Source organism: Streptomyces sp. NPDC058284 (genome assembly GCF_042881135.1).
In the GTDB taxonomy this organism is placed as follows: Bacteria; Actinomycetota; Actinomycetes; order Streptomycetales; family Streptomycetaceae; genus Streptomyces.
The window spans coordinates 58,312-84,123 of the sequence record NZ_JBHVYE010000031.1; the positions used below are offsets into that span (position 1 = coordinate 58,312).

The window sequence follows — 25,812 nt, forward strand, 5'->3', positions numbered from 1 at the left end:
GTCGGCGAAACCGCGGTACAGAGCTTTGCCCAGGCTCCGCCCCGTGATCCCCGACAGCGTCAGCCACTCAGCTTGAGATTCAACCTGATGGGCAGTTCGCGCTTACCGTAGGCGCGTGCACCATATCGATACCGAAGTCCTTGGGTGGGAGCTCATCGGCTGGGACGGCGACGAGCAAGCCGTTCATGTCACTGGCCTTACCCGAGTCGAGATCCTGAGTATCAGGGACCTGTTCCCCGGTCGCGACGACGACCTTCTTGCGACCGCGGTGTATGAGGTTCCGCCCGTGCTGCACTCGGCAATGCGGAGTGCCATCCCGCACCTGGAGTGCCGTGAGGGTCTTGAGTACCAGATCGGTGGTTTCCGCCTATCAGCCTGAGCTTGTCGATCCGCCAACGCGTCGGGACTTCGAGCCGACCGACCTCGCGGAGCTGCGCCGTGGTCACCGCGGCGACGTCGGCGCCGGGCTGGAGGCGGACCGCCTCCAGCACCTCTCCAAGAGGTACGGTCCCCACTCGGGGTCAGAGAGATCAACATGGGGAACGGCCGGCGTGACAGCCGCGAGTACGTCGTGTCGGCGACCGAGCGGAGCTGGGGTCCGGGTGGCAGGGATCTCCTGCAACCAGGTGACGTCGCCGGGCAGGCGCAGGAGGATCACGTCCCAGCTCATGAGGGCCTTGCGGAGAGGACTTGAGTAGCGGTTACTGCCGGCTGCTGTCGGTACGGATACGGCGAATTCATGGCAAGGAGCCTGCAGCATTCAGCTCGGGAGGCACGGCCAACGATGCCGGAGATGTCCCTGATGTCGAGCGCCTGGTCGCGGGCTTCCTGGATCAGTGCCCAGAGCTGCTCCCTGTTCATGGCCGTGAGCATGCCATGACGCACTGACACTGGCCTTCGGCAACGGTGACTGTCAGGGGACACGGCCGCCGTCCTGACTTGGTGCCTGTCTCTGAACCTTCGGGTGCGGGGTCGGTAGCCGTGCAAGCTGGCCGGGATCGGACTTATGCCCCCTGGGCGAAGCCCCCGAGGATGGCCGGAAGTCTTCGAGCGGGGGAACTGATGAGGCGTCCGACAATCGCTGTGCCCGCGGTCGGTCTGCTGCTGGCTCTGACGGCCTGCCAGTCGGGGGCGACATCCGGCAAGGTCCAGGGCACCGACGCCGAGTTGGCCTGTGCGGCCATGAGCCGGCTGCCGGAACGGATGCCCGATACCGACGGCGGGCAGGCATTCGACGTCGCGGTGGCCCGCCTCGTCGGCGCCGAGGAACTGGCCAGGGCGGCCGCCCTGGCGGACGCCAAGTTCCAGCCGCTGGCCGACGCCCTGAGGAAGGCCCAGCAGTTGCTCAACGTGACCTCCGACGCCCAAAGGGCCGAACCCGCCATCAAGAAGGCCCGGACGTACTGCTGAGTGCCTGTTTCCGAGCCCTCGAACTCTGCGGGGTCGGTAACCTGGCGGCCCCACCCCGACACATGGACGGATTTTCATGATCATGTGGCTTCCCCGGGGGCGCACGCGGCTCTCCTGGTGAGCGGATGCAGGCCGGAGGTCCTGGAAAACCAAGGACTTTCGGCGGAAGCTCGCGGAGCTGGATCTCCATAAGGTCTTGACTGGCCGTCAGACGACGTCGCGGCGGCAGCTGCAGATGTGGCGTCGCCTGGAGGGTGCGGGAGAGCCATCGGGCTTGCTGAAACTGCGTTCCTCTTGGCCTTCGGACGACTGCCGCTCCCGGCTCCGCGTCTGACGTTGAACATTCCTCCCACTACAGGAGAAGCATGCGCGTTACCACAACGCGTCGTTCATCTCTGGCCTGTATCGCCGCCGTCACCAGCGGGGCGCTGCTCGCCACCGTGGCGCCCACCGCCATGGCTGTCGACAGCGCTGACACCCCGGCCGCCGGCAGGGTCGCCGCGGACCGGTCGGCGTGGCCCGCGCTCACTGTGGAGCAGCGGAAGTTCATCGAGGACGGGATGGGTACGGAGGCCCGCGCCGAGATCTCGAAGGCCATGAGCGAGCAGCCCGCCGGTGCGAGCGGCTCGTAGACCCGGGCGTTTCCCATAGCGGCGGTCGCCATCGGCGCTGCGGCATGGTGCGCGAAGGGTGCGGTAGCGAGCATCCCCACGTCGGTGCTCAGCGATATCGCAGCCGGCAAGGCCTCCAGCAAGAAGGCCTATGTACGCAACGCCGTCATCGGATGCCTCGGTGGCGAGATCGGTGGCTGGGCCTGGAAGGTTCTTCCGAACTGGGTGAAGAACAAGGCCGTCAACATGGTCATCGCCTTCGTCATCAAATACATCCGCTGAAGCTGCCCCCTCGACCGAGACGCAGAGACACTCCATGGCCTACATGCTCATCTTCGGCTGCTTCTGCGTATTGGGTGTGGCCAGCCTTCTGGCCGCCCGCGTCGGATACCGGGGTGAGGCCTGTGACAGGGCCACCGGGTACGACGTCCCAGCGGCGGTGGCGGCCGACCCTGCTCTCAGTAGGCGGGCCAATCAGCTGCTGGCCTTCTGGTGCACCGGCGCGGCGCTGCTCAGCGTGGCGCCACTCGTGCCGATCGGCAGTGTGATCTTGAGCGGCGGCGGGAAGTCAGTTTCCGCTTGGGAGCTGGTGGCCTTCGCGCTTTACGGCATGGCCGTAGTGCCTGCCCGACTGCCCATCGGCGTCCGCCCCTGCCATGGCGAGAGCGTCGACTCCTCCATCGACCGTTTGGCCCGCGTGAACCATCTCACCAGCCGACCTGCGGGCCTACCTTCGCGAGCCACCTGAGAGTCCTCGTGGACGTCTCCGGCCTGAGCGACTGGCTGCAGTCAGCGGCCGGCCAGTGTTCGTTCTCAGCCTCGCGCTGTCCGGCCTGGTCTGCGAGGGATGCAAGGAGCCTTTGAAGGACACCGGCAAGGGGCGACCTGCGCGATGGTGTTCACAGCGGTGTCGGCAGACGTCCTGGTCCGAGCGCCGTCGAGCGGGACGGCCACGCAAGCCGAAGACGCCGGTGGACTCCGTCTGCGAAGAGTGCGGTGACCTTGTCCAGCATAATCAAGTAGTGAGCTGTTGCTCGTCGTCCTGTCGGCGAACCGCGCGGGACCGGCGCTGGCAGTGCGAACGCTGCGGAACCCGACTGATCCCCTACCCTCGAGGGCGTCCACCGCATTGGTGCTCGACCTACTGCTGTCAGGCCGCCTACGAAGACTGCCAGCGCGCCGCCAAGGCGCAGCAGCAGCCGACGGCGGCACCACTCAATGTTCGGTGAGAATCGCTCAACCTTCCCTACGTTGTTCTGCGGGACCGGACGAGCCCTTCGTATGGTTGGCCCACCCGGGGGCGTCGGGTGTGGCTTTCAACCTTCTGCCGCTTGTGGCTGGCATCGATTGGCCGCCTGACGTACCACGACATCTCCCGGATTCGGATACGCAACCACCACGGCCAGGGCCAGTGGATCGAAGCGACCTGGAAGCCGTGGTCGCTGTTCACGGAGCTGACGGCGGGGTGTTCTCCGAGATGGGAAGCGTGCTGGTTTCGGCGTGGGGAACGTGGGATGTCAGAGCGGCGGATCCGGATATGGGTGGGGATCGATGTGGGCAAGGGCCATCACTGGGCGGCGCCCGGCCCGAGGTTCTAGCCGAGGCACAGCCGTCCAGCCGCCTCACGCCGGGCCCTTTCGACAACCCTCCGCACCGGGGACGCCTGCGGAGTCCTGACAACCCTCCGCAGGGCCCGAGATCTACGCAGGGACCATGGCCGGGTAGTTGTTGTCCACGTCCACCCAGTGGCCGGGAACCGCGCACCACACGGTCGAGGTGCCCGATCTGCTCCCGCTCACGGTGTTGCCGTAGTGCGTGTAGGGCTGCGGAGCGCCGAGGCACACGATTCTGGCCCGCCAGTTGGCCCCTGTCCCGCTATTGCACTGGAAACGCCAGCCGGCATGTCCGGCACTTCCCGTGACGGGCCCGCCGTTACAGCTCAGGGCGCCGGCCGGGGCGGCCGACGCGGCAGGAACAGCAAGAGCGACCAAGCCGCTTGAGGCCAGGGCAAGTGACGCGGTAGTGGCGGCAATACGTCGGTGCAGGCGCATGGGCGTTCTCCCTCGGGAAACCGTGTTGCGGTCGGGGCGATCTTGCCACGCGCCAACTCCGATTAATCGAACAAAACAAGTCAACTTACTCCATGCGCTGATCTTCTCATCCTGAGTGCCAGGCGATCTCGCTGCTATGAACGGGGCGACGGAACGATCAGAAGCTTTGCCTCGTCACGAAACCCGATCACCACCGGCCATTACTTTCACGTCGCAGGACAAGAAGAGATCACTTAACCTTCGCTGAGAATCACTCAACTTTCACTGCGAAAGGTCATTGGCAAACGTCGCGACGGCCTGGCAGCTCCGGGCGGTGGTCCGCAGGCGGAAGGCAGCCCAGGCGCAATCGGCCCGCACCTCTACGCCTGCTTTGGTCCCGAGACTCGCGGCGGCGGGCCCTGCGCGCTGTCGTGCGGAGAGACGGTACCGTCCATCTGCTTCCAGACCGGGAAGATCAACGGGCACAGCGTGGCGAGCAGATACACACCGCCAACCTTCAGCAGCGTGCAGGGCAGGCCGATCGAATCCACGAGGAAGCCCGCAGCCAGTGCGCCCAGCGGAGTGACCAGATGGACCGCGGCCGTCGACGCGCTCAACACGCGGCTGCGCAGTTCTTCCGGCACCGTCTCATACGTCACTGTGGCCATGGCGGGGTTGAGCACACCGAAGGCGAGACCCTCAACCGCCATGGTCACGGCCAGCGGCGCGATGGTGTTGGTGAAGGCGGCGACCACAAAGCGCGGCAGTCCCCCGATCAGAATGGCGATCGTGAACACTGGCCACCGCCGAAAGCGGCTGCCCACCGCCCCAAAGGCCGGCGCCTCTCCAGCCGCAGCCGCCAGAATCGTCCCGAGAGCCTGTTCGGAAGCCTGACGGGTTGGGCCTCCGGCAGTGGTCTGTCGGCTCCTGGGTGGCGGCCGGGTGCGGTCCTACGCATTCTGATGTGCGAAGGGCCACGAGATGTCATATGGTGGTCAGGCCTTTTCGTCGGAGGTCTCGGCGACCGAAGTTCCTGTTCCTTACGTATCGATCTTGAGGTGACGACCTATTAACCAGGCCATGTAGCCGTCCGCGTTCCCCACGTGCTGTTCTGTCGCACGTGTCCGGGGGCGGACGTCGCGCTGGCCTGAGTTGCGTCACCCTCCCCGTAGTTCTCTTTCCCGGGTGCAGCTCTGCCGTCTGCCCCGGGTTTCGTGTTTTCCGGCCCCGGTGCGGCTGTCGGCAGGGCTTCCCGATTCCTTTGGATCAGGAGTTTCCCGTCGTGTCTTCCTCCGCGCTCGGCAACGAGCCGAAGCACACCACCCAGCCCCCGACCCAGTCCACGCCTGGACTGTCGAAGATGGGCCTGGCTGCCTGGATCGCCCTCTTGGTGCTCCTGGGCGCCGAACTGATGGACATGATCGACCAGTCGGTCGTCCTGACCGCCCTGCCCGCAATACAGGAGTCCACTGGCGCCGGACCGGACGCGGTGCAGTGGCTGACCACCGGCTACTCACTGCCCATCGCCGTCGGGCTGATCACCGGCGGACGTCTCGGCGACCTTTACGGCCGGCGCAAGATCCTCCTCATCGGCACCGTCGTGTTCACCACGGCCTCGCTGCTGTGCGGCCTTGCTGCCGGGCCAGGCATGCTGATCGGAGCCCGTACCCTCCAGGGCGTGGGAGTGGCCATCATGATCCCGCAGATCCTGGCCACCCTCCATGTCACCTTCGAGGGGCAGAACCGCAGCAAGGTGTTCGGTCTGTACGGGGCCATCATGTCGCTCGCCAACGTCCTGGGTCCGGTGATGGGCGGTCTGCTGACCGAGGCGGACCTGTTCGGGCTGTCCTGGCGGCCGGTCTTCCTGGTCAACGTCCCCGTCGGCCTCGCCGTGATCCGCCTGGGCCGCAGGTTCATCCCCGAGTCGACCGTGAAGAAGGCCGACCGGCTCGACCTGACCGGCATGCTGCTGTCCGCGCCGGCCATCGTCCTGATCGTCTTTCCGCTCACCGAGGGGCATCTCCATCACTGGCCGCTGTGGTGCTTCGCTCTGCTCGCCGCCGGGCTCCTCGTGCTCGGTGTCTTCCTGCGCCACCAGCAGCGCAAGCAGGGCAACGCCCCGCTCGTGGCCCTGTCTCTCTTCCGGAGTCGACAGTTCTCCGGCGGCATGGCGGCGCAGCTGATGCATGGTCTTCTGTGCGGGCTGTTCTTCATGACCTGGACGCTCTACCTCCAGCGCGGCCTGGGCATGAGCCCATTCCATGCGGCCCTGGCCTTTGTGCTGCTCTCCCTCGGAGAGCTGGGCGGTGCGACGGTTGTGGCGAAGAGCGGCGGGCGCTTCGCCCGCCGGTTGCCCCAGGCCGGAGCCCTCATCACCCTGGCCTCGATGTCTGCCTACGGGCTCCAGATTGACGCGGGCCAGGCGGACCTGACCCTGCTGACGATGACCGCTCCGGTGGTTTTGATCGGCTTCGGCCTCGGCATGGTCGGCGGCCCGCTCGCCGACATGGCGCTGGCCAGGGTTCCGCACGAGGACGCCGGGTCGGCCTCGGGCCTGTTCAATACCGTCATGCACCTGGGCATCGCCCTCGGTACCGCGCTGACCGCCCTGGTGTTCTTCGCGACCACCGGCGGCTCGCTTGACGCAGGGCTCAACCGTGACGCGTTCATCGGCGTGCTCTGGTGGGTCGGCAGCCTCCTCTCCCTGATGTGGGTCCTGCTGTTCTGCCTGCCCAAGCAAGTAAACGACCAGGCCGATTGAGTCACCCGCCAGGCCCCGGCCACGATGCCGGTCGGGGCCTGGCCCCAGCCCCTTGTTTCCTCGTTCTCGTAGTCTTCGGCGGCACAGAGGTTGATGAAGGGACCGCAAGCCAGGACCGCGCCGCTGGCACGCTGCTGCACAGGCCGCGGCCCCGGAAGTAGACATCGGTCCTTGAAGGGGGCAGGGCGGGCCACGTCCCCGTCCTTGATGTCGCAGCCCTCGGCGCGGAAGCGGGCCCTCGGCGCGGGCGCGAGTAGCGGGCAATCCGCACATTGGAACACCCCGCTGTACCAGCACTCGCACGTCCTCCGGCTGGTGGTTGAGGAGAGCGGTGGTCAGGCGACCGTGGTGGACCGGTGTCGGGATGGATCTGCTCGTGGAGGCCCGAGCAGCGGCCCTCCGGGTGCGCCAAGCCGCAGTGGCCTGTGCGCTCGCAACGGCCGCCTGCCCGCTCAAATCGGATTCGCGCGCTGATCTCGGTCCAGTCGCGCGGGTGCCGGTGCACGTTCCCGGGACGGATGAGCACGGCGGCTCCGCTACTCGCCCGGCGGAGGCCACGGAGGCCACGGAGGCCACGGAGGCCACGGAGGCCCGGCGTTGCTCGAAGGCTTCGAGCAAGACGTATGGAGGCCTTCGGCTCTCAGAGCCTGTCTTTGAACCCCCGGCTGCGCCTCGACGCCCGGCACGCGCCCTCGGCGCACGGAGTTCCAGGACAGGTGGCTCCGCCACATGACCTGGGACTCCGCACTCCGATCGCACGCTTCCCCAAGCTCTCGGCTCCGCTCGAGCAGGGGAGGCCCCGCTGCGCCCGCGCTTCGCGCGGACGACGGGGGTTCAAAGACAGGCTCTCAAGGCTTCGGCAGCGCCCGCCCGAGCGCCGCCCGCGACGTGACCCCCAACTTCGGGAAGATCCGGTAGAGATGGGCGCCGACCGTGCGGGGTGACAGCTGGAGCGCGGCGCCGACCTCCTTGTTCGTGAGGCCGGTGGATACGAGGTGGGCGACGCGCAACTCCTGCGCGCTCAGCTCGTCGGCCGAGGCCGATGGGCCGTCCGACGGGCGGCCCGCGGCCCGCAGCTCTGCCCGGCACTGCTCCGCCCACGGATCCGCGCCCAGCGCCTGGAAGGCGCGGACGGCGGCGTGCAGCGTTTCGACCGCCTCGGCACGGCGGCCCCGACGGCGCAGCCCCGCCCCGTGCAGCAGCCGCAGACGCGCCATGTCGAAGACCCATTCACCGGCCCCCGGCACCGCGCAGGCCGCCGCGTACGCCGCGTCCGACTCCGCGTCGTCCGCCGTGAGGGCGGTCGCGGCCGCCAGCAGGAAGGCGTGGTGCGCGGAGACGGAGTCCATCCGCGCGGCCCGCCCCGCCGCGACGTGGGCGAGCGCCTCGGCCCGGCGGCCGCAGCGCAGGCTCGCCACGACGAAGTCGAAGAACGGGAGGTGGAACCATGCGAGGCCGCGCGGCAAGCGGCCCGGAGCCATCATGCGACGCAGCAGGAGGTACGCCTCCTCGTGCCGCCCGTGCGCCAGGGCGGCCAGGGCGTCGAGACGGTCCAGGTGGTCCGTGACGAACCGCATCCGTGCCGACGCCGCCACCGGCCCGATCCGCGCCCGCACTTCGCGCAGCCCCCGCTCGTCGCCCCGGCCCGCCAGGAAGTGCGCGTAATAGTGCCGGAAGAGCAGGGCGTTGCAGTGATACCCGAGCTCCTCCGCCGTGTCGGCCTCGCGCAGGCACTCCTCGGCGGCGTCCCAACGGCCCCGCAGGAACGCCTGATGGCACCGCGCCTTCGCGACGGCCCCCTGGGTGGCGTACGTGTGCTCGTCGTCGAAGAGCCGCCGCAGCTCCTCGTCGGCGGCGTCCACCGCCGACGCCGCCCAGAGCAGCAGCCAGGCGGCCGCGGTCTCCCGCCGGGCCGCGACGCGCGCCACCAGCGACCGCAGTTCCCTCTCCGCGCCGTGCGCCGTGCGCGGCGGGTCCGCCCACGCGCGGTGGCACAGGCGTACGGCGGGGGAGAGGTGCTCGTGATGCCGCTCGAGTATGTCCCAGCCGCGCGGGTCACCCGTGTAGGCCGACGCGAGCAGCAGCTTGAACGCCATCTGCTCGACGAGATCGCCGAAGGCCGGCGCGCCGGGCGCCGTCAGCGCCTCCAGTGCCCCGGGCAGCAGCTCGTAGGACGAGGCGAAGTCCACGTGGTGGCTCTGGTCGACGTACACGACCGCGTAGGCGAAGAGCGGAGCGATGTCCTCCGGCACCGGGCAGCGCCGGATCTCCCTCAGGAGTTCCGCCGCGTACGCGAGCCGCCCGCCCCGCGCCGACATCACGGCGGCCCATGTCAGACGGCGGGCGCGGTCGCCGGGACCGGTCCCCAGAGCGGCTGCGCGCTCCAGCAGCATGGCTCCCTCCGCGTCACCGCCGCGCGCCGCGATGCGGGTGCCCGCTTCCTGGAGGCGGGCGGCCAGCCGTTCGTCCGGGCCTTCGGCGGCGGAGGCCTCGTGCAGGAGCCGACGTGGGTCTTCCTCGCGCAGCCGCTGCGCCAACAAGCGGTGCGCGGACCGGCGTTCGGCGTCCGAGGTGGCGGCGAGCACAGCGCTCCGCACCAGGGGGTGCCGGAAGACCAGCCGCCCCGCGGCGTCCCAGCGGGCGAGCCCGCTCGACTCGATCGGGCCCAGCACATGTTCGGCGCCACCCTGATCTCCCCGGCGCACGACATCGCCACCGACGGCCGCCGCGTCATCCAGCGCGGCGAGCAGCAGGACACGTACCGCGCTCTGGGGCAGCGACCGCAGCCGCCGCACGAACACCTCCTCCAGACGGCTGCCCAACGGCGATCGGTCCGGCAGCGGTACGACGCCCCTGTGATGCTCGTCCGCAAGCCGGCCGGGCAACTCGGCCAGAGCGAGGGGGTTTCCCGCGGCCTCCGCAAGGATCCGCCGGACGGCGCCGGCGGCGAGCCCCGGGTGCCGGCGTCGCAGCAACGTCCGCGCGTCGTCGCCCGACAGCGCCTCGACGTCCACCGGGTGGGCGGGCCAGCCCTCAAGCGCGGAACCGTCGGACCGGCTCGCGCACATCATGACGACGGGCAGAGCGACGATCCGCTGGTGGAGGAAGACGAAGACGGCGGCGCTGGAAGGGTCCACCCACTGGAGGTCGTCGACGACGATCAGCACCGGGCCGCGGCGCGCCTGTTCGGCGAGCAGCGCCAGCGCGGCCGCGCCCACCATGAACCCCTTCGGCGGCAGTCCGTCGCGCAGCCCCAGGGCCCGTTCCAGGGCGAGCCGCTGGTGCGGGGGGAGCGCGTGCGAGTTCTCCCGCAGCGGCAGCAGCACATGGTGCAGCGCACCGAAGGCGATGCCGGACTCCGATTCGCTGCCCACCACGCGCAGGACGGTGAACCCCTCCCGCGCCGCGCGCGTGGCCGTCCACTCCAGCAGCGCCGTCTTCCCGATGCCCGCGTCACCGCGCAGCACCGTCGCCGACCCGCGGGCACCGATGCGCGCGTTCTCGAGGGACCTCTCCAGCAGCGCCTGTTCGCGCCGACGGCCGACGAGTGTCCTGTCACCCTGCCCGCTGCCCATGACTCTCCTCCGGTCGCCCTGCGACCACCGTGGCACCGCCGCGATGCCTGTGCGTGCACGGCTCGTGCCCCGGCCCGCAGGGAAGGCCGTACGCTCTCGTCAGCCGGGCCCGACCGCATCAGGCTGGCCGCGTGATGACGACCACGCCCACCCCCACCGCCACCACGGGGGACAGCTCCGCACCCCGCACGCTCGGCTTTCTCCGCATCCGCACGTTCCGGGGAGCGGCGCGCCCGGTACGGCACGTGCCCGATGCCGACGCCGTCGCCGACCCGTATGTCCTGCTGGGCCTCCACACCGAGGGGCGGGCCACGCTCGCCGGGCCGGGCAGCACCGAGGTCTGCCTGCCCGGAGACGTCTTCCTCCGCGACGGAGTGCGGCCCTTCACCCTGGAGGAGACGGAGGATTTTGAACTGCACCTGGTGCGGGTCCCGCGCCGCGCCCTGGCCCTGACCGACCGGGAGGCGCGTGACCTGGCCGGGCGGGCGCCGTTCGCCGACGGAACCGTCGCGCCGCTGCTGGGCCCGCTCCTGAGCGAGATCGCCGCGACCGAGCCCGGACCCCCGTCGCGGACCGTGCTCCGCTCGGCCGGGGCGATCGCCGACCTCGTGGCGCTGCTCGCCGTCGAGGACGTCGGCCCTGGCTCCCCGGAGGACGGCCAGGACCGCGAGGCCCTGGTCCGCAGGGTGCGCGCGTACGTCGACGCGAACCTGCGGGACCGGAACCTGACACCGGCCACCGTCGCCGAGGCCCAGCACATCTCGATCCGCTACCTGCACAAGCTCTTCGAGGGGCGGGGCAGCACGGTCGGCCGCTGGATCCAGCGCCGCCGCCTGGAGGAGGCCCGGCGTGAGCTGGCCCGTCCGGCACGCGACGACATCACGGTGGCGGCGGTCGCCAGACGCTGGGGTTTCGCCAGCGCCACCCACTTCAGCCGCAGTTTCCGTACGGCATACGGCATGTCGCCGAGCGACTGGCGCGACGGCCGGACGGGACCCGCCGGGGAACCCGGGACCGGCCGCCGCTGACGGCCCGTCAGGCATGTGCCCCCGGGGCGTCGGCACCGTCAAACACGCGCCCCCGGAGCATCGGCCGGCCCGGGCATCGCTGTCCGCCGCCACTGCTGCGGCGGACAGCCGTAGACGGACTTGAAGGCGCGGCTGAAGTGCGCCGGGCTGCGAAAACCCCAACGGGCGGCGACCACGGCGATGGACGGACTGCTCCGGCCGCGCCGCGCGAGCTCCCCGGCGCACCGCTCGACGCGCTGACGCTGGATCAGTCTGCCGACGGTGACGTCCTCGGCCTCGAAGAGGCGGTGCAGATAGCGGACCGAGATGAGGTGCGCCGCGGCGATGTGTTCCGCGGACAGTTCGGGGTCGCCGAGGTGCCGGTCGATGTACTGACGGATGGCGACGACCAAGGGGTGCCTGTCGTCCTCGGGCGGCCCTTCCGTGTCCTCGGCGAGGTCCTCGACGAGCCCGGCGACCAGATCCGTGACGAGACCGCCGAGTCGTTCACCCACCGGGGCGGACACTCGCGGGGCCGAGGTCTCCAAGTGCCCGAGCAGGGCGGGGAGTACGGCCGCGGAGCCCGCGGGCGGGGGGATCACGCGGGCCGTGAGGGATCGCAGGGGGACCGAGGGAACGTGCAGCGCGTGCAGGGGCAGCCGCAAGAAGAGGGTCCGGGCCGTGCCCCCGTGCTCGACGGAGAAGGCACGGCGCAGGTCGATGAGGGTCGACTCACCCGGCACCACGGACACACCGCGCCCCTCCTGGACCAGCCGCACCGTCCCCTCGCGGGGGACGAGCAGCGCCACCGCTTCGTCCGTCCCCGGCGCGGTCGGGCGGGGGCCGCGGACCAGCCGCAGCGGCCCTGACTCGCAGGTGAGCATGCGGACGTATCCGAACTGCCGCAGCGTCACGGACCCCTCGGCGCGGCTGTCGGCGTCCTCGGGTGCCACGAGGGGAGCGAGCCAGCGCGCGAAGGCGGACTCCACGTCGGTCGAGGTCTCGGTGCCCGGCGACACGGCCGTTTGGGATCGAGCGCTCACGGAGGGCTCCCTTCAACCGTCCCCGGGCCGGTGCCCTGTGCGTGGCAGAGGGGGACGGTCACCCCTGGTCCACGGCCCATGACAGTGAGACTGGGCCGACAACCGCGGGAGGCGTTAGGTCATATGACTGTCTTCCGCCTCCACGTCGGGCGCACCGCCCGAAGTGTGCACGCAGCGGCATGGATCAGTGGGACTGCTGGTCCCGTTTCCGGCCGATGTCGTCCTAGGGTGAGTACTCCGAGCCGGCGGAGCCGCGAACGGCCCCGCGATCCGCCCCCTGCGCAGGAGTTCCCGTGGAAGCAGATGTTCCGGCCGCCGGGGAGACACCTGTGCTCGAACGGCGCACGAGGGCCTTCGCCGAAACGTACGCCTGTCCCTCCTCGCCCCGTTCCGGGACCGGGTCCGACGACGGGTCCGCGTCCGGCGACCCCGCATCGGCCAGGTCCCGCATGGCCGCCCTGTGGGACGGCGGCGGCACGGACGATCCGGACGTCGAGGAGGAGTGGCTCGCGCTGCCGGGGTCCGACGGAAACCGCATCAGGGTACGGATCCTGCGCCCGGCCGGTGCCGACGAGCCGCTGCCGGTCGTGCTCTATCTGCACGGCCTCGGCTGGATGCTGACCGACGCGTACGCGCACCGGCTGCTGCTGGCGGACCTCGTGCTCGGCGCGGACGCCGCCGTGGTCGTCCCCGAGTACGACACCCCGCAGGACGCCCGCCACCCGCACGCCGTGGAGCGCGCCCACACGGTGGCCCGCTGGGTCGCCCGGCACGGCGCGGAGTGCCGCCTGGACGGGGCCAGGATGGCGGTCGTCGGCGCCAGCGCGGGCGCCCAACTGGCGGCGGCGCTCACGCTCGTGGCGCGTGAGCGCGGCGGCCCGGACTTCCGGCACCAGGTGCTGGTCTGCCCGGTGACGGACGCGGCGATGGACACCCCGTCCTACCGGCGGTTCGCGGACGGGTACTTCCTCGGCCGCGACGCCATGCGCGGCTACTGGCAGCAGTACGCGCCGGACCGCGAGAGCCGGGCGCACGGTGCCGTCTCGCCGCTGCGCGCACCCGTGAGCCGACTGCGCGATCTGCCGCCGGCGCTGGTCCTGACGGCCGAGGCCGATGTGCTCCGCGACGAGGGCGAAGCGTACGCGGCCCGGCTGAGGGAAGCGGACGTGCCCGTCGTCTCGATACGCTACCAAGGCACGATCCACGCCTTCGTGCTCTTCGACCTGCTCCGCGGGACCGAGGTGTCCCGGGCGGCCCGCATCCAGGTGACGGACACACTGCACGCCGCCCTGCACACGGCCTGAGTATGCTCCCCGACCGCGCTCCTCAACCGCCGCCGGAACCCGCGACGTCGCGGTGCCGGCGCCACTCGCTGGGGGAGGTGCCGTACGCCGCCTGGAACCGGCGGCTGAAGTGACTTGGGCTGGTGAACCCGCACCGGGTGGCCACCGCCGCGACGGTCAGCCGGTCGTAGCGGGGCGCGGTCAGCATCTCGCGCGCCTTGGCGAGGCGCTCGGTGATGAGCCACTGCTCCAGGCTGATGCCCGCGTCGTTGAGCAGGGCGTAGAGCTTGCGTACCGAGACGGCGTGCTCGCGCGCGATGTGTTCCGGCGTCAGGTCACGGTCGGCGAGATGGCGGCGGGCGTACGCCAGGATCCGCGTGAGCAGCGTCTCGTCCATCGCCGAGCGGACGGCGGGGGACTCCTCGGCGTGCGCGGCGGAGAGGAGCAGCGCGCGGACGAGCTCGGTGGTGGCCGTGGCGAGGGCTCCTGCGCCGGGGTCGCCCTCGAGCCGCCCGGGATCGCGCCAGACCCCGCGCAGATGGGACAGGACCAGGTCGTACATGGGGCTGGCGCGCAGTTGCAGCGAGGCCTTCACCACGGCGTCCACCGGTATGTCCAGGCGGTCCACGTCGAACATCATGGACTGGGAGGCGCCGTCGCCCGACCAGCCGTAGACCCGGGGCGACAGCTCGTGGAACACGCAGATATCGTCCGGTCCGAGGACCTGCTGTCGGCCCGCGATCTCGGCCCGGTGGACGCCTTCGGACTGGAGCGACACCGAGATCACGGGCCGGCTGCGGTGGTGGCGCACGTGCCGGTCGTTGCGGCGCACCTCGAAGCCCGAGTTGCGGGTGGAGAAGAGCCCGAGCCCGCCCACCTGCCACAGCTCCATGCGCGCGTGGATGCCCGTCTCCGGCTCCTCGTGAACCACTTCATTGGGCACCAGCGAGTCGGTCAACGCGTGATGGAACGCGTCCGCCCGCTCGCGTGGCGCCACCGTGGACAGATCGACGAGCAGCACAGAACCCCCAACACGATTACCCCCATGAAGCAGACATTCTGCCTCATGGGGAAGGGGTGCTCCGCCGGACGCCGCGGCGCATGGCCCGCCACCGGCAGGACCACGTTGGACGGCCGTCCTTCGAGGGCCCGCAACAGGGAGCTCCTGCCGGGTCGGCGATCACCTGCACGTTCATGCCGTGCTTCTTGTGTTTCCCGGAGTAGAAGGGTCGGTCGGCGGCGATCCGGTCGATTGGCAGCAGCGTGCCGTCCAGGATCACGAACGCCTTTCCGGAGGCTGTCCTCACCGCCTCGGCGAGGGTTGGAGCCAGAGCGGCCAGCATGTCGACGGCCTCAGCGATGTACCGGTAGGCGGTGGTGGTGCCCGCGCCGAACCCGGCGGCGAGCTGAGCGTAGGTATGGCCGCATCGCAGGTGAGCCAGCACGAGCAGTGCCTGCCGTCCGGCGGCCAGCCGGCGCCATCGTGTCCCTGGCGCAAGACGACGTGCGGTCAACTCACGTGCGAGGAAGCGCAGAGCGGAGGTGGACAGATCCACCCCGGCTGGGTAGACAAGCATGCGGAAAGCTCCTGGCAGGATGGCTTGTACCCGACACGCACCCGTCTACCAGTAGCTTCTCTACGCCCGGACCCCGCCCTTACCTCCAGTGGCTCTGCTCCGAGACGCAGGTTGAGGACACCTCGATGGGTGTTGGCGTGAGGGAGCCCGCGCGGAAGTGCTCGGCGCCGATCACGAGCGCGGGACGGTGGTCGAAGCGACACCGATCCATTCGTGTCCGCGTCGTGCCCGGCTACCTGCGAGCCGGGCGCGAACTGGACCCGGTCGAGCTTGCGGCTCAGGGCCGACTCGGACTCCTACCGGTGTGCTCAGCTGCGTTCAGCGAGGAGCAGTACCGCCCGGGGACTCTGCGCCCAGGAGCGCGAGGAGCCCGGGGAATCTCTTCTCGATGTCCGTGCGTCGTAGTCGGATGCCCTTGCGGTTGCCGTAGTCGATCTCGTCAATGAGACCTGCCTCGCGCAGGACCCGGAAGTGGTGGGTCTGGGTCTGCTTCGAGATCGGAAGATCGAACGAGTTGCAACCCCGCTCGCTGTCGCTGCGATCGGTGGCCAACTCCGTCATCACCGAACGACGGTGCTCGTCGGCGAGGGCACGAAACACCGTACCCAGATCGAGTGCATCGGCCTCCGGGCCGTCCAGGTTCCTCCCGGCCACGCCACACCTCCTTCAGGTACGACTTGCATCGTACCTGAAGGGCGTGCTCCACTGAGGTACGAAACTTTTCGTACCTTGGTCCGGTTGTGCTGCCCCGTGCCGCCGCCCCCTGAGACCAGGGCCGGCACTCGCCGGGGACCTGGTCATCGACACTCCGAGAGGTCATCGTCATGAAGAAGCCCGAGGTGCTGATAGTCGGTGCCGGAATCGCAGGGCCCGCACTCGCCTACTGGCTCTCCCGGAATGGATACCGGCCGACGGTCGTCGAACATGCCCGGCAGCTGCGCTCCGGTGGCAGCGCGATCGTCGTGAAGGGGCCCGCGGTCCCGGTCGCCGAGCGCATGGGCATCCTCCCGCAGCTCCGCGGGCTCGCCACCCGCAATCGGTCGCTGACCCTGCTCGACCCCGGCGGCAGGCGGATCCTGCAACTCCCGCTCACCTCGGACAAGGCGCCGACGGTCGAGGTGACCCGAGCCGACCTGTCCGAGGTGCTCCACCGGTCGGCGCAGACCGAGGCCGAGTTCTTGTTCGACGACACGGTCACCGCTCTCGACCAGGATGAAGACGGCGTGGACGTCACCTTCCGGCGGTCCGCGCCACGGCGCTTCGACTTGGTAGTCGGTGCCGACGGGATGCACTCCACCGTACGGCGCCTGGTCTTCGGCCCCGAGCAACAGTTCGCGAGCGACCTGGGCCTGTACGGCGCGACCGTCCCGCTGGAACCTGACGCCGTCGAGGACCCGACCGAGATGACGATGCTGACCGTGCCGAACCGGATGCTGGTCCTCCACCCCTCGCGGACCACCCCGCTTGCGATCTTCACCTTCCGGGCCGCACAGCCGGCACCCCACGACCGCAAGAACATCGCCCTTCACAAGCAGACCGTGGCCGACGCCTACGCCGACGTGCGGTGGCGGGCACCGGAACTCGTGGCGGCGTTCCTCGACCACCCGGCTCCGTTCTTCGACCCCCTGACCACCCTCCGGATGCCCTCGTGGTCCCGCGGACGGGTCGTACTGCTCGGGGACGCGGCGGCGGCGACAGCCCTGCTGGGCGACGGGTCCAGCATGGCGATGGCGGGCGCGTACGCCCTCGCAGAAGAGCTCGCCGCCCATCCCGGTGATCACGCCCGCGCCTTCACCGCCTACGAGTCGCGGCTCCGCCGTGAGGTAGGCCCGCGGCAGCGACGCGTCGGCCTGCTCTCCAGGCTCATGGTGCCCCGCACCCGGCCGGGCCTTGAGGTGCGCAACGCGGTGGGCCGCGCGGTCGGTCGCACGAACCGGATCGCCTCTCGCGAAGCCGCGAACCGGTAGACCGGGCGGGCACCAACCGCTCACCGGTCGATGCGCAGCTCCGCGGTAGCTCTCAGCCGTGTCGGCGCCGCCATGCCCGACGAGCCCGGCGTGGCAGGCCATCGCCGATGCGGCAGGTCGGCTGCTGGCGGCCTCACCCACCGTTCCGGGCGCTCGCCACGACACGGGTGCTGCCGGTGACTACACCCCCCGTGACGCGGAGGTGAAGTGCTGGACGGACAAGGTGTATCGAGGGGCCGACGGCACCACCCGGGCGCCCGTCCGCGGTCGGCATCTCAAGCTGCGGCGACGTCGGCACAACAGCAGCCAGGCCGGAATCCGTTGCCTCGGCGGCCAAGCCATGGCCGCCCTGAAGGGCTGGCGCCTCCCGCGGAAACTCCGCTGTAGCACCAACCGAGTCACTGCCATCGTGAAGACCATCCCCGCCCTCCGTCACGCCTCAACCTGAGGTTGGAAAGGGCTCATTGCTCAGGACTCGCGGATGCGTGGGTTTTCGACGGAAACAGTGCTCACGAAATCCGGTGCGGTGCATCGTCCGGCGGTGGTGCGCACTTTGCTGTGCTCGCGACTTACGGGGCGGCGGTCGGTGGCGTGAACAGCGTCTGGACGGTTTCGGTGGTCAGGTCTCGCAGCCAGGTGTGGGCGCGGTCGTCGTCGTAGCGCTGGTGCCGCAGGTACAGGGGAACGCCGGGCAGCGGGAGCGGAGGCGGCAGCGTGGCCAGGCCGAGTTGTTCCCGGGTCGCGCGCGTGACCGCGTCGGAGAGGGTGACGACCAGGTCGGTCTCGCGGGCGAGTTGCAGTGCGAAGGCGGCGGTGGGCCCGGCGGCGGCGACGCGTCGCTCGAGGCCGCGTGTGGCCAGGGCGTCGTCGATCGGATCGCGCAGACGGCCGCGCCGCGAAACGGTGAGATGCTCGGCGGCTGCGTAGCTCTCGGCTCAGAGCCTGTCTTTGAACCCCCGTCTGCGCCCCGACGCCCGGCACGCGCCCTCGGCGCACGGAGCCCCAGGACAGGTGGCTCCGCCACATGACCTGGAACTCCGCACTCCGATCGCACGCTTCCCCAAGCTCTCGGCTCCGCTCGAGCAGGGGAGGCCCCAATCCGCCGCTGCGCCCGCGCTTCGCGCGGACGACGGGGGTTCAAAGACAGGCTCTCAGCGGGCGTTCGGTGAGCGGATGGCCGGGTCGGACGGCGACGACCAGCCGGTCCGTGCCGACGAGGCGGTGGCGGATGTCAGGGAGCGTCGGACCTCGGCGACATCACCACGGCCCGCGCCACCGAGGCCATGGTCCGGTCGTACCCCACATACTGCGCCGACACGGCTTCAGGCCCTTCGCCGTCTCCCTCGCCCACTGACCACAGTTCCGTGCGGTGGCCAGCCGGCCGCCACCGCACGGTGACGGCCGGTGTTCCGCGCCCCGGTCAGACGGTGGCGGGCCGGAGCCGGACGGGCAGGGTCTGGTGGCCGTTGCTGATCAGGGAGCCGAGCGGCTTCAGGTCGGCGGCGGGTACGGCGAGTTCGAGCTGCGGGAACCGGTCGAAGAGCAGGCGCAGGGCCGTGATGACTTCGAGCCGGGCGAGCGGGGCTCCGAGGCAGAAGTGGACGCCGTGGCCGAACGCCAGGTGCTCCTTGACCGTGCGGGTGATGTCGAAGTCGTCGGCGCTCTCACCGTGCCAGTCGGGGTGGCGGTTGGCCGCGGCGTAGGACGCGAGGATCGCCTCGCCCCGGGCGATCCGCTGGCCGTCGGGCAGTTCGATGTCGCTCACCGCGTACCGCAACGGCAGGTGCTTGACCGCCGGTTCGAGGCGCAGGGTCTCCTCGACGGCGTCGCCCCAGTCGACCTTGCCCGCCCGCAGGAGCGCGAGCTGATCGGGGTGGGCGAGCAGCTGCGTGATCGCCTGGTCGATGACGTTGACGGTCGTCTCGTACCCGGCACTGATCATCAGCAGCAGGGTGTCGCGCAGCTCGTCCTCCGAGAGCCCGCCCTCCTCGTCCTCGTCGCGCGAGGTGATCAGGAGAGACGTCATGTCGTCGCCGGGCTCGGCGCGTTTGGCGGCGATGAGCAGGCGTAGGGCCTCGTACAGCGCCTTGGTGTTGGCCTCGGACTCCTCGGCGGTCAGGGTGGTGTCGAAGACGCCGTCGACGACGTGCCGGAAGGCGTCCTGCTGGCTCTCCGGAACGCCCATGAGCCCGCAGATGACCGCTATCGGCAGCGGGTAGGCGAGGCGCTCGCGCAGGTCGACGATCTCGCCGGGCGCAAGAGCGTCGAGGTCGTCGAGAATGCCGGTGACGACGTTGTCTATGTTCTCCCGCAGCGCGGTGACACGGCGGTGGCTGAAGGCGGGCGCGACGAGGCGTCGAAGGCGCCGGTGGTCCGACCCGTAGGCGGTGAACATGTTCTCCACCGCGATCCACAGGGCGAGCGGCCACCGCTGCACCGTCTCCTGGAACTCCGGCCAGTGCGCGCGGGCGTCCTTGGAGACGCTCGGGCTGGTCAGCAGCTCCTTGAGGAGAGTGGGATCGGTGACGGACCAGGCGTGCACGCCGAGGATGTCGACGCGGACCGCCTGGCCGTGCTCCCGCAGCAGGCGGTGCTCGTCGTGCGGGTGGGCGCCGGTGGGGTCGAGGATGATCGGCTTCGTGGGCGTGGCCATGGTGCGAGTCCCTTCAGACGGATGCGGCGGCGGGGAACAGGACGGGCAGGGCGCTCAGTGCCCGGTGGAAGGGGCCGGGACGCCAGGTCAGCTTCTCGGGCGGGACGGCGAGGTCGATCTCCGGCAGCGCGTCGAGCAGATGAGTGATGGCCGTCTCGGCGATGAGATAGGCGTGCGGGCGCGCGGGGCAGGCGTGCGGGCCCGTGCTCCAGGACAAATGGGCGCGGTTGCTGGCGATGCGCTGGTCCCCGAGGGCGGGATCGTTGTTGCAGGCGGCCATCGAGATGACGACCGGCTGGTGCGCCGGCAGCAGGAAGCCGTCGACGTCGACCGGGTGCGGCGGGTAACTGATGCAATAGTTCGCCAGCGGCGGGTCGGTGTACAGGACCGTGTCGAGGGCCTCACGGACCGAGGAGCCACCGGCGTGCAGGTCCCCGGAGAACTGGTCGTCGATGAGGATCCGCAGGACCGTGTTGGCGATGAGGTTGGTCAGGGGTTCGATGCCGGCGCCGTAGAGCGTGACGAGCTGGTGGGCCATCTCCACGTCGTCCAGGCCCGCTTCGTGTGCCAGGAGCCGGGAGGTGATGTCGTCACCGGGTCGGCGCCGACGCAGGGCCACCAGGTCGGCGACGGCTTCGGAGAGAATCTGGTTGCCGCTCGCGGCGTCCACCCCCTCGAAGATCTTCGCCATGCCGTCGGCGATCCGGCGCCCCATCTCGTCCGGGCAGCCGAGCAGGGCGCTGAGGACGCGGAAGGCGATGGGCCAGGCGTACTGGCTCAGCAGATCGGCGCCCTCGCAGTCCCGGAACTCGGCGATGGTGGCGTCGGCCACCTGCTCGACCACGGTACGCAGCTGGTGCTGGTCGGCGGCATGGATGGCGGAGCTGTTCGCCGACCGGTAGCGGGTGTGCGCGGGACCGGAGGAGCGCAGCGCGTTGGGACGGTGCTCCATCATCGGGCGGACCGGGCAGGTCTCGGGAACGGACTGTTCCCACACGCGCGGATCGGCCGGGAACCGCAAGGGGTCATTCAGGATGCGCCGGGCCTGCGCGTAGCCGATGACTAGAGTCGCCGGCACTCCCGGGATGAGGTCGACCGGGACGAACGGGCCGAATTCGTCCCGCATCCGGGCGTACGCGGCATGCGGGTCGGCCGCGAACTCGGCGCCGTGCAAGGCGATCCGGCGCTCCAGGGCCGCGTCGGTCGAGGTCAGGCTGGTCACGGGCGGGGCTCCAAAACGGGTGCGTGCAATTCGGACAGGTACTCGCAGAGAGTGATCAGGGCCAGCACGCTGGAACTGCCGTCCCGCGCGTCGCACGTCGTCAGCGGCGTGCGCGCGTCCAGATCGAGGGCCTGGCGGATCTCGGCCAGGTCGTAGCGCGGCGCCTCGTCGAACAGATTGACCGCCACGGCGTACGGCGTGCCCTGCTCCTCGTGCAGCGCGAGGATCTCGAAGGACGCTTCCAGGTTGCGGGTGTCGACCAGGACCAGGGCGCCGAGCGCGCCCTCGGTCAACCCCGCCCACATCGGGCGGAACCGGCCCTGGCCCGGGGTGCCGAACAGGTACAGCACGAGGGCGTCGCTCAGGTGCAGGCGCCCGAAGTCCAGGCCGACGGTCGTGGTCGTCTTGCGCGGGGTGCGCGCCAGGTCGTCCACCCCGGCGCTGGCCTGAGTGATCCGCTCCTCCATCCGCAGCGGCGGGATCTGGGAGGCGCTGCCCACGAACGTCGTCTTGCCGACGCCGAAACTCCCCGAGATCACGATCTTCGCGGACCGGGTCACGCCGGGAGGCACATAGATGAGGCCGTCAGACGAGGGCGCGGAGACCACGCAGTACCTCCTGGAGCAGATCGGTTTGGGGTTGGTCGTCACCGGCGGCGACCGGCCGGGTCAACAGGCCCTCGTCGATGAGGGAGGAGACGAGGATGCGGACCGTGGAAGGAGGGAACTCCAGGGCGGCCGCGATGTCCGCGACCGCCAAACCCCCGCCGCCGGCGTGGGTGAACAGGCCCATGACTCGCCGGGCGTCCGCGCCCAGGCCCTCACTTGAGCCGCTCGCGGCGAGCAACACGGTCTCCAGGCGCACATCCGGGTCGGCGCGGACCCGTCCGTCGGTACGGACGTAGGGCCTGACCAGATCCGGGTCCCGCCGCGGCCCGCTCACGTCGTCGGCAGGCCTTCGCCGGAAGGCTGCCGCGCGGCGACCTTCATCTCGTGGCCGACACGCTGCGCCAGCTCCAGCATGTGATGGGTGATCAGGCCGATGTCGGCGTCCGGACCGGTCGTCTGCACCGACAGCATGGTGTTGCCCCCGGCCTGGGTGATCAGGCCCACGTGGTTGGTCAGCTCGATCAGCGCCTGCCGGGTGCCACCGCCGCCGGTCTCCTCGTCGTACGCGAGCGCGGCGGCGCGGACGGCCGCGGTGATCGCGGCGAACTTCTCCGCGTCGTCCTGGCCGATCCCGGACGTCCGGGAGTGCAGCAGACCGTCGGAGCTCATCAGCACCGCGTGCCTGACGCCGTCGAGGGACCCCAGTGCTCGGTCCAGCAGCCAGCCAAGTTCGTTGCCGGTGGTCACGGTCAGGCTCCTTCGTGCGTGGTGGTCGAATCTTCGGTGCGTGCGCTGCGCGTCCCCTTCGCCCAGGCAGCGGCGATGGAGGGGCGGCCCGGCGCCGCCTGGCCGCCGGAGGATGCTGCCCGCCCGCTCGCGGGAGCAGTCGTCCGCGACCGCACGGTCAGTCCACTGGCGGTGGTGCGCCTGGCGGCGACCGGTTCGGCCTGCGGCTGCGGGACGGCGGGCGGGGGAGGGGTGGCAGCGGTCAACAGGCTCTTGGGGATGAACATGTACACACGCGTCCCCCCGAACGGGTTCGGTGCCTCCAGGTCGATACGGAACCCGTAGTCACCGGCGAGAGCCGCCGCGGCCCGCAGGCCGGTCTGCGGATGGGCACCCAGCTGATTGATGTCGTCGCGCTGAACCCCGGTCAGAATCCGCCTGGCCCACGTCAGCTGCTCCTCGTTCATGCGCAGGCCGGCGTCGTCCACGATGACAGAGACGCCGTGGTGCCCCTCCTGGAAGGCCACGTGCACCCGCGCGGAGGAGGGGGAGTAGCGGACCGCGTTGTCCAGCAGCACTGCCAGCGCGTGCACGATGGGCCCGACCGCACGGCTGGTCACGGTGACGCCGAGCTCCTGGTGCTCGACCCGCTCGTACTCCTCGATGCTGCCCATCGCCGCCCGCACCACATCGGTCAGCGGGGTGGCCGGCCAGCGCCGCGACAACTTGCCGCCGGACAGGACGACATAGTTCTGGGCGACGAGCAGCATCTGTTGCGTGGGGTGGTCGATGCCCACCAGCGTCTCGTACGCCTCATCGCCCTCGTGCCGCCGCACACCGTGGCTGACGCGCTGACTCAGCTTCGACGCCATGCCCACCATCGCGGAGGAGACGGCCCGCACCGCTGCCCGGCTGGCGGCCTCGGCGCTCTCCCGCGCGCGGGCCACCTCGTCCTGCGCGCTCTTGCGGACCTCGTCGATCTGACCGCTCGTGCTGGTCTGCGCGTCGTACTGCACCTTGCGCACCGTATGGGCCGCGGAGTCGGCAAGACCCGTCAGCCGCTGGGCAAGAGCCGTGTTGACCAGCGCCTCGGGAAGCTCGATGTCGACACCGTGGCCGGTGCCCAGACGCTCCGCCTCGGCCCCCAGCCGGGGAATCACATGGTCGGCGAGCTGCGCCAGCACCTCCTCGGTGGCACGCTGCCGCCCGGCGACCTCCTCGACCTGTCCACGGAGGTGGTCGCTCGTACGGCGCTCGCCCCGGCACTGGTCCCAGAACCGCCAGGCCGCACCACCGGCGGCCAGGGCCAGAACCGAGGGCACCACGGTGGTGGCCTGCATCAGGTCTGTCATCACGTCCTCTACAGATGTCGGGGTCAAAGGGGCGTCAGCGTCAAAAGAGGCGAGGGATCCAGGCGCCGCCGACGGGTCGATACGGAGCGACGGCGGTAGGAACGAGAGGGACCGGCCGCGGCCGCAAGGCCACCCTGCCCGAAACGGAACCCACCGCACACAATCGGCCACGGCGCACGACCGGAGCGAGCCCACCGCCCGGCGGCGACTCGGAGTACGGGCCGTTCACGAGTGTCCTAGAGCGGTCGGGACCCGGCGCACCGGGGCGGAGCGGAAACGGTCGACCCGAAAGGGATCACCGAGCCGGAGAAGCCTCCGACTACGCGGGAGACGACGCCGGTTGACACGTGAAACGGAAGGCCGACCGGAGGGGAGACGCGACGGCCGGGCCGAGCCAGTGGGCGCGTCGAGCCCACGTCGAGGACCCGGCCTGTCTCACCGTACTCATCAGCACTTCCTGGTTTCCCCTCGATCACAACAGACTTTCGGCAGCGCACATTTTCGGCCAACTGGCTAACAGAAAAAGCCAGTTGCCTGTCGCTCGCAAACATATCCTGTCGTAACTACCGACCGTTTGGCCAGGTGGCTACAGGTGACGAGTGGATCATGTGAAGGACCGTGCCGACACCGTGCACCTGACCGGTCCGCGCCCCGGCTCCGAGGGGGAGCCGCTCCTTGGAACTCCAAGCGGAATGCTCCGGGCGGTGCCCGGCCGGCCGCGGCGCCGTGTACGCCTGGAGCGTGGTGCCCAGGTGGCCCGCCCGCTCGCGGTGGCCGTCCGCTCGTCCAGCCGGAGTCACGGCTTCACGGCCACCGCGCCGAACTGGGGGAGTACGGCCACCGAGTTCGCGTCAGCGCGCCATTGCGAGCACGAGACAAGGCCGGGAGCGAGAAGGTTCAGTCCTTCGAAGAACGCGCTGATCTCTGCGCGGCTTCGGGCGGTGATCGGCGGCGTGGCGTTTTCGTTCCAGAACTTCATCGCCTCGACGTTGCCTTCACCACCGAGGTCGGAGTCGGTGGTCGGATGTGTCACGGCGAGATAGCTGCCGGAGGGCACCGCGGCCATGATCCGGCGCACGATGTCCAGCGCTTGTTCCGTGTCGAGGATGAAGTTGAGGATGCCCAGCATTATGACCGCGACAGGCCGCTCGAAATCAAGGGTTGCTGAAGCACCCTTGATGACGCTGTCCGGGTCGTGAACGTCGGCGTCGATGTAATCGGTGGCCCCCTGCGCCGTGCCGACCAGCAGGCTGCGGGCGTGGACGAGCACGATGGGATCGTTGTCGACATAGACGATCCGGGACTCGGGCGCGACCCGCTGGGCGATCTCGTGAGTGTTGTCCAGGGTCGGCAACCCGGTCCCGATGTCCAGGAATTGCCGCACTCCGCAGTCGGCGCTCAGGAACCGGACCGCACGGCCGAGGAAACCGCGGTCCGCGCGGGCCACGTCTCGGATCACCGGGAACATCGTGGCGACCTGTTCACCGACGTGCTGGTCGACCTCGTAGTTGTCCTTGCCGCCGACCCAGTAGTTCCACACCCGCGCGTTGTGCGCGACCCCGGTATTCAGTCTGCCCGACACGTCCGACGAGTGATGGCCCTTACTCATGTCATTCCCTCTCCGCATGTGCGCATGCCGCGTCCCGGACGTGTAGCCGGCGTGGCGACGACGCCCCAGGTGGTCATTGTGGCGGCCGTGGATCACGGTGTCCGCGCATTCGCGGGTTCCGAGCGAGGGCCGGGCGTAACAGCGTCGGTACGGGTGGTTCGCCTACCGGCGACACGGAGCATCGCGCCGCAGCCTGCCCCTGGCCCAGAGAGACCCGATCACCATGCCGAGAACGCCCATATACGTCGTGAGCGGACGGTCGTTCGCGAGGAGCCCTGGGAGGGTCACCACCGCGACGATCAGAATCCACCCACAGCCGACAACCGTCAGGTCGGCCGAATCCGGACGACTTCCCTCTTGCCTGCGCACCCGGCTCCT

General features: G+C 70.1%; 21 protein-coding genes and 2 pseudogenes. 9 read left to right on the forward strand and 14 right to left on the reverse strand.

The window, feature by feature from the left end:
- The first annotated feature begins 115 nt into the window (after positions 1-115).
- The 5 genes from ACFVYR_RS32020 (at position 116) to ACFVYR_RS32040 (ending at position 2,769) form a co-directional block, all read left to right on the forward strand.
- Entirely contained in the window at positions 116-379 is a 264-nt protein-coding gene (locus tag ACFVYR_RS32020) for a hypothetical protein (protein WP_384259391.1), read from the forward strand.
- 683 nt (positions 380-1,062) lie between these two features.
- Entirely contained in the window at positions 1,063-1,410 is a 348-nt protein-coding gene (locus ACFVYR_RS32025; protein WP_384259388.1) for a hypothetical protein, read from the forward strand.
- A 365-nt stretch (positions 1,411-1,775) separates the two neighbouring features.
- Positions 1,776-2,042: a hypothetical protein gene (locus ACFVYR_RS32030; protein WP_384259386.1), complete on the forward strand. Its 267-nt coding sequence runs from the start codon at positions 1,776-1,778 to the stop codon at positions 2,040-2,042.
- Positions 2,043-2,126: 84 nt separating this feature from the next.
- The gene (locus ACFVYR_RS32035) at positions 2,127-2,303 is read left to right on the forward strand and encodes a hypothetical protein (RefSeq protein ID WP_384259383.1); all 177 of its coding nucleotides are present in this window, start codon (positions 2,127-2,129) and stop codon (positions 2,301-2,303) included.
- Positions 2,304-2,337: 34 nt separating this feature from the next.
- Complete coding sequence (locus ACFVYR_RS32040; protein WP_384259380.1) at positions 2,338-2,769, forward strand: hypothetical protein; 432 nt, start codon at positions 2,338-2,340, stop codon at positions 2,767-2,769.
- 1,662 nt (positions 2,770-4,431) lie between these two features.
- Here the strand turns inward: ACFVYR_RS32040 and ACFVYR_RS32045 are convergent.
- A complete protein-coding gene (locus ACFVYR_RS32045; protein WP_389613377.1) occupies positions 4,432-4,917 on the reverse strand; it encodes an MFS transporter in 486 nt (161 codons plus the stop codon).
- Positions 4,918-5,333: 416 nt separating this feature from the next.
- On the opposite strand from ACFVYR_RS32045, the gene ACFVYR_RS32050 reads away from it, so the two are divergent.
- Positions 5,334-6,812, forward strand: a complete 1,479-nt coding sequence (locus ACFVYR_RS32050) for an MFS transporter (RefSeq protein WP_384259378.1) — start codon at positions 5,334-5,336, stop codon at positions 6,810-6,812.
- An 848-nt stretch (positions 6,813-7,660) separates the two neighbouring features.
- On the opposite strand, the gene ACFVYR_RS32055 is transcribed toward ACFVYR_RS32050, so the two are convergent.
- On the reverse strand, positions 7,661-10,387 hold the full coding sequence (locus ACFVYR_RS32055) for an ATP-binding protein (protein WP_384259375.1): 2,727 nt from the start codon (positions 10,385-10,387) through the stop codon (positions 7,661-7,663).
- A gap of 134 nt (positions 10,388-10,521) precedes the next feature.
- On the opposite strand from ACFVYR_RS32055, the gene ACFVYR_RS32060 reads away from it, so the two are divergent.
- On the forward strand, positions 10,522-11,415 hold the full coding sequence (locus tag ACFVYR_RS32060; RefSeq protein ID WP_384259507.1) for a helix-turn-helix domain-containing protein: 894 nt from the start codon (positions 10,522-10,524) through the stop codon (positions 11,413-11,415).
- Positions 11,416-11,453: 38 nt separating this feature from the next.
- Here ACFVYR_RS32060 and ACFVYR_RS32065 read toward each other — a convergent pair whose 3' ends face one another.
- Entirely contained in the window at positions 11,454-12,437 is a 984-nt protein-coding gene (locus tag ACFVYR_RS32065; RefSeq protein ID WP_384259373.1) for a helix-turn-helix domain-containing protein, read from the reverse strand.
- A 293-nt stretch (positions 12,438-12,730) separates the two neighbouring features.
- On the opposite strand from ACFVYR_RS32065, the gene ACFVYR_RS32070 reads away from it, so the two are divergent.
- Positions 12,731-13,741, forward strand: coding sequence for an alpha/beta hydrolase (locus ACFVYR_RS32070; RefSeq protein WP_384259371.1), 1,011 nt, complete (start codon positions 12,731-12,733; stop codon positions 13,739-13,741).
- Between the two features lie 22 nt (positions 13,742-13,763).
- Here the strand turns inward: ACFVYR_RS32070 and ACFVYR_RS32075 are convergent, their stop codons facing one another.
- The 3 genes and pseudogenes from ACFVYR_RS32075 to ACFVYR_RS32085 all read right to left on the reverse strand — a co-directional run bounded on the left by ACFVYR_RS32075 (position 13,764) and on the right by ACFVYR_RS32085 (position 15,951).
- Entirely contained in the window at positions 13,764-14,678 is a 915-nt protein-coding gene (locus ACFVYR_RS32075) for a helix-turn-helix domain-containing protein (RefSeq protein ID WP_389613360.1), read from the reverse strand.
- A gap of 205 nt (positions 14,679-14,883) precedes the next feature.
- Positions 14,884-15,297 (reverse strand): annotated as a pseudogene (locus tag ACFVYR_RS32080) (transposase family protein); the annotation flags it as partial.
- A gap of 318 nt (positions 15,298-15,615) precedes the next feature.
- On the reverse strand, positions 15,616-15,951 hold the full coding sequence (locus ACFVYR_RS32085; RefSeq protein ID WP_384259366.1) for an ArsR/SmtB family transcription factor: 336 nt from the start codon (positions 15,949-15,951) through the stop codon (positions 15,616-15,618).
- Positions 15,952-16,121: 170 nt separating this feature from the next.
- On the opposite strand from ACFVYR_RS32085, the gene ACFVYR_RS32090 reads away from it, so the two are divergent.
- A complete protein-coding gene (locus ACFVYR_RS32090; RefSeq protein ID WP_384259365.1) occupies positions 16,122-17,264 on the forward strand; it encodes an FAD-dependent monooxygenase in 1,143 nt (380 codons plus the stop codon).
- 569 nt (positions 17,265-17,833) lie between these two features.
- On the opposite strand, the pseudogene ACFVYR_RS32095 reads toward ACFVYR_RS32090, so the two are convergent.
- From ACFVYR_RS32095 to ACFVYR_RS32130, 8 genes and pseudogenes are all read right to left on the reverse strand, one after another.
- Positions 17,834-18,196 (reverse strand): annotated as a pseudogene (locus ACFVYR_RS32095) (LysR substrate-binding domain-containing protein); the annotation flags it as partial.
- A gap of 488 nt (positions 18,197-18,684) precedes the next feature.
- The gene (locus ACFVYR_RS32100; protein ID WP_384263656.1) at positions 18,685-19,917 is read right to left on the reverse strand and encodes a cytochrome P450; all 1,233 of its coding nucleotides are present in this window, start codon (positions 19,915-19,917) and stop codon (positions 18,685-18,687) included.
- Between the two features lie 13 nt (positions 19,918-19,930).
- Entirely contained in the window at positions 19,931-21,139 is a 1,209-nt protein-coding gene (locus tag ACFVYR_RS32105) for a cytochrome P450 (RefSeq protein ID WP_384263653.1), read from the reverse strand.
- Positions 21,136-21,747 carry an ATP/GTP-binding protein gene (locus tag ACFVYR_RS32110; RefSeq protein WP_384263651.1) on the reverse strand — a complete coding sequence of 204 codons (612 nt, stop codon included), beginning with the start codon at positions 21,745-21,747 and terminating at the stop codon, positions 21,136-21,138. The genes ACFVYR_RS32105 and ACFVYR_RS32110 overlap by 4 nt, the downstream gene beginning before the upstream one ends.
- The gene (locus ACFVYR_RS32115) at positions 21,725-22,081 is read right to left on the reverse strand and encodes a DUF742 domain-containing protein (RefSeq protein ID WP_384263649.1); all 357 of its coding nucleotides are present in this window, start codon (positions 22,079-22,081) and stop codon (positions 21,725-21,727) included. Before ACFVYR_RS32115 ends, ACFVYR_RS32110 begins: the two co-directional genes overlap by 23 nt.
- Entirely contained in the window at positions 22,078-22,494 is a 417-nt protein-coding gene (locus ACFVYR_RS32120; RefSeq protein ID WP_384263646.1) for a roadblock/LC7 domain-containing protein, read from the reverse strand. The genes ACFVYR_RS32115 and ACFVYR_RS32120 overlap by 4 nt, the downstream gene beginning before the upstream one ends.
- 2 nt (positions 22,495-22,496) lie before the next feature.
- Positions 22,497-23,825 carry an ATP-binding protein gene (locus ACFVYR_RS32125; protein ID WP_384263644.1) on the reverse strand — a complete coding sequence of 443 codons (1,329 nt, stop codon included), beginning with the start codon at positions 23,823-23,825 and terminating at the stop codon, positions 22,497-22,499.
- Between the two features lie 796 nt (positions 23,826-24,621).
- Positions 24,622-25,434: an SAM-dependent methyltransferase gene (locus tag ACFVYR_RS32130; RefSeq protein ID WP_384263641.1), complete on the reverse strand. Its 813-nt coding sequence runs from the start codon at positions 25,432-25,434 to the stop codon at positions 24,622-24,624.
- Positions 25,435-25,812: the final 378 nt, after the last annotated feature.

Excerpts from the sequence above, each read along its gene's own strand:
- ACFVYR_RS32130 (WP_384263641.1), bottom strand. The coding sequence starts at position 25,434 with ATGAGTAAGGGCCATCACTCGTCGGACGTGTCGGGCAGACTGAATACC.
- ACFVYR_RS32090 (WP_384259365.1), top strand. The coding sequence starts at position 16,122 with ATGAAGAAGCCCGAGGTGCTGATAGTCGGTGCCGGAATCGCAGGGCCC.
- ACFVYR_RS32100 (WP_384263656.1), bottom strand. The coding sequence starts at position 19,917 with ATGGCCACGCCCACGAAGCCGATCATCCTCGACCCCACCGGCGCCCAC.
- ACFVYR_RS32125 (WP_384263644.1), bottom strand. The coding sequence starts at position 23,825 with ATGACAGACCTGATGCAGGCCACCACCGTGGTGCCCTCGGTTCTGGCC.
- ACFVYR_RS32060 (WP_384259507.1), top strand. The coding sequence starts at position 10,522 with ATGACGACCACGCCCACCCCCACCGCCACCACGGGGGACAGCTCCGCA.
- ACFVYR_RS32055 (WP_384259375.1), bottom strand. The coding sequence starts at position 10,387 with ATGGGCAGCGGGCAGGGTGACAGGACACTCGTCGGCCGTCGGCGCGAA.
- ACFVYR_RS32030 (WP_384259386.1), top strand. The coding sequence starts at position 1,776 with ATGCGCGTTACCACAACGCGTCGTTCATCTCTGGCCTGTATCGCCGCC.
- ACFVYR_RS32025 (WP_384259388.1), top strand. The coding sequence starts at position 1,063 with ATGAGGCGTCCGACAATCGCTGTGCCCGCGGTCGGTCTGCTGCTGGCT.
- ACFVYR_RS32040 (WP_384259380.1), top strand. The coding sequence starts at position 2,338 with ATGGCCTACATGCTCATCTTCGGCTGCTTCTGCGTATTGGGTGTGGCC.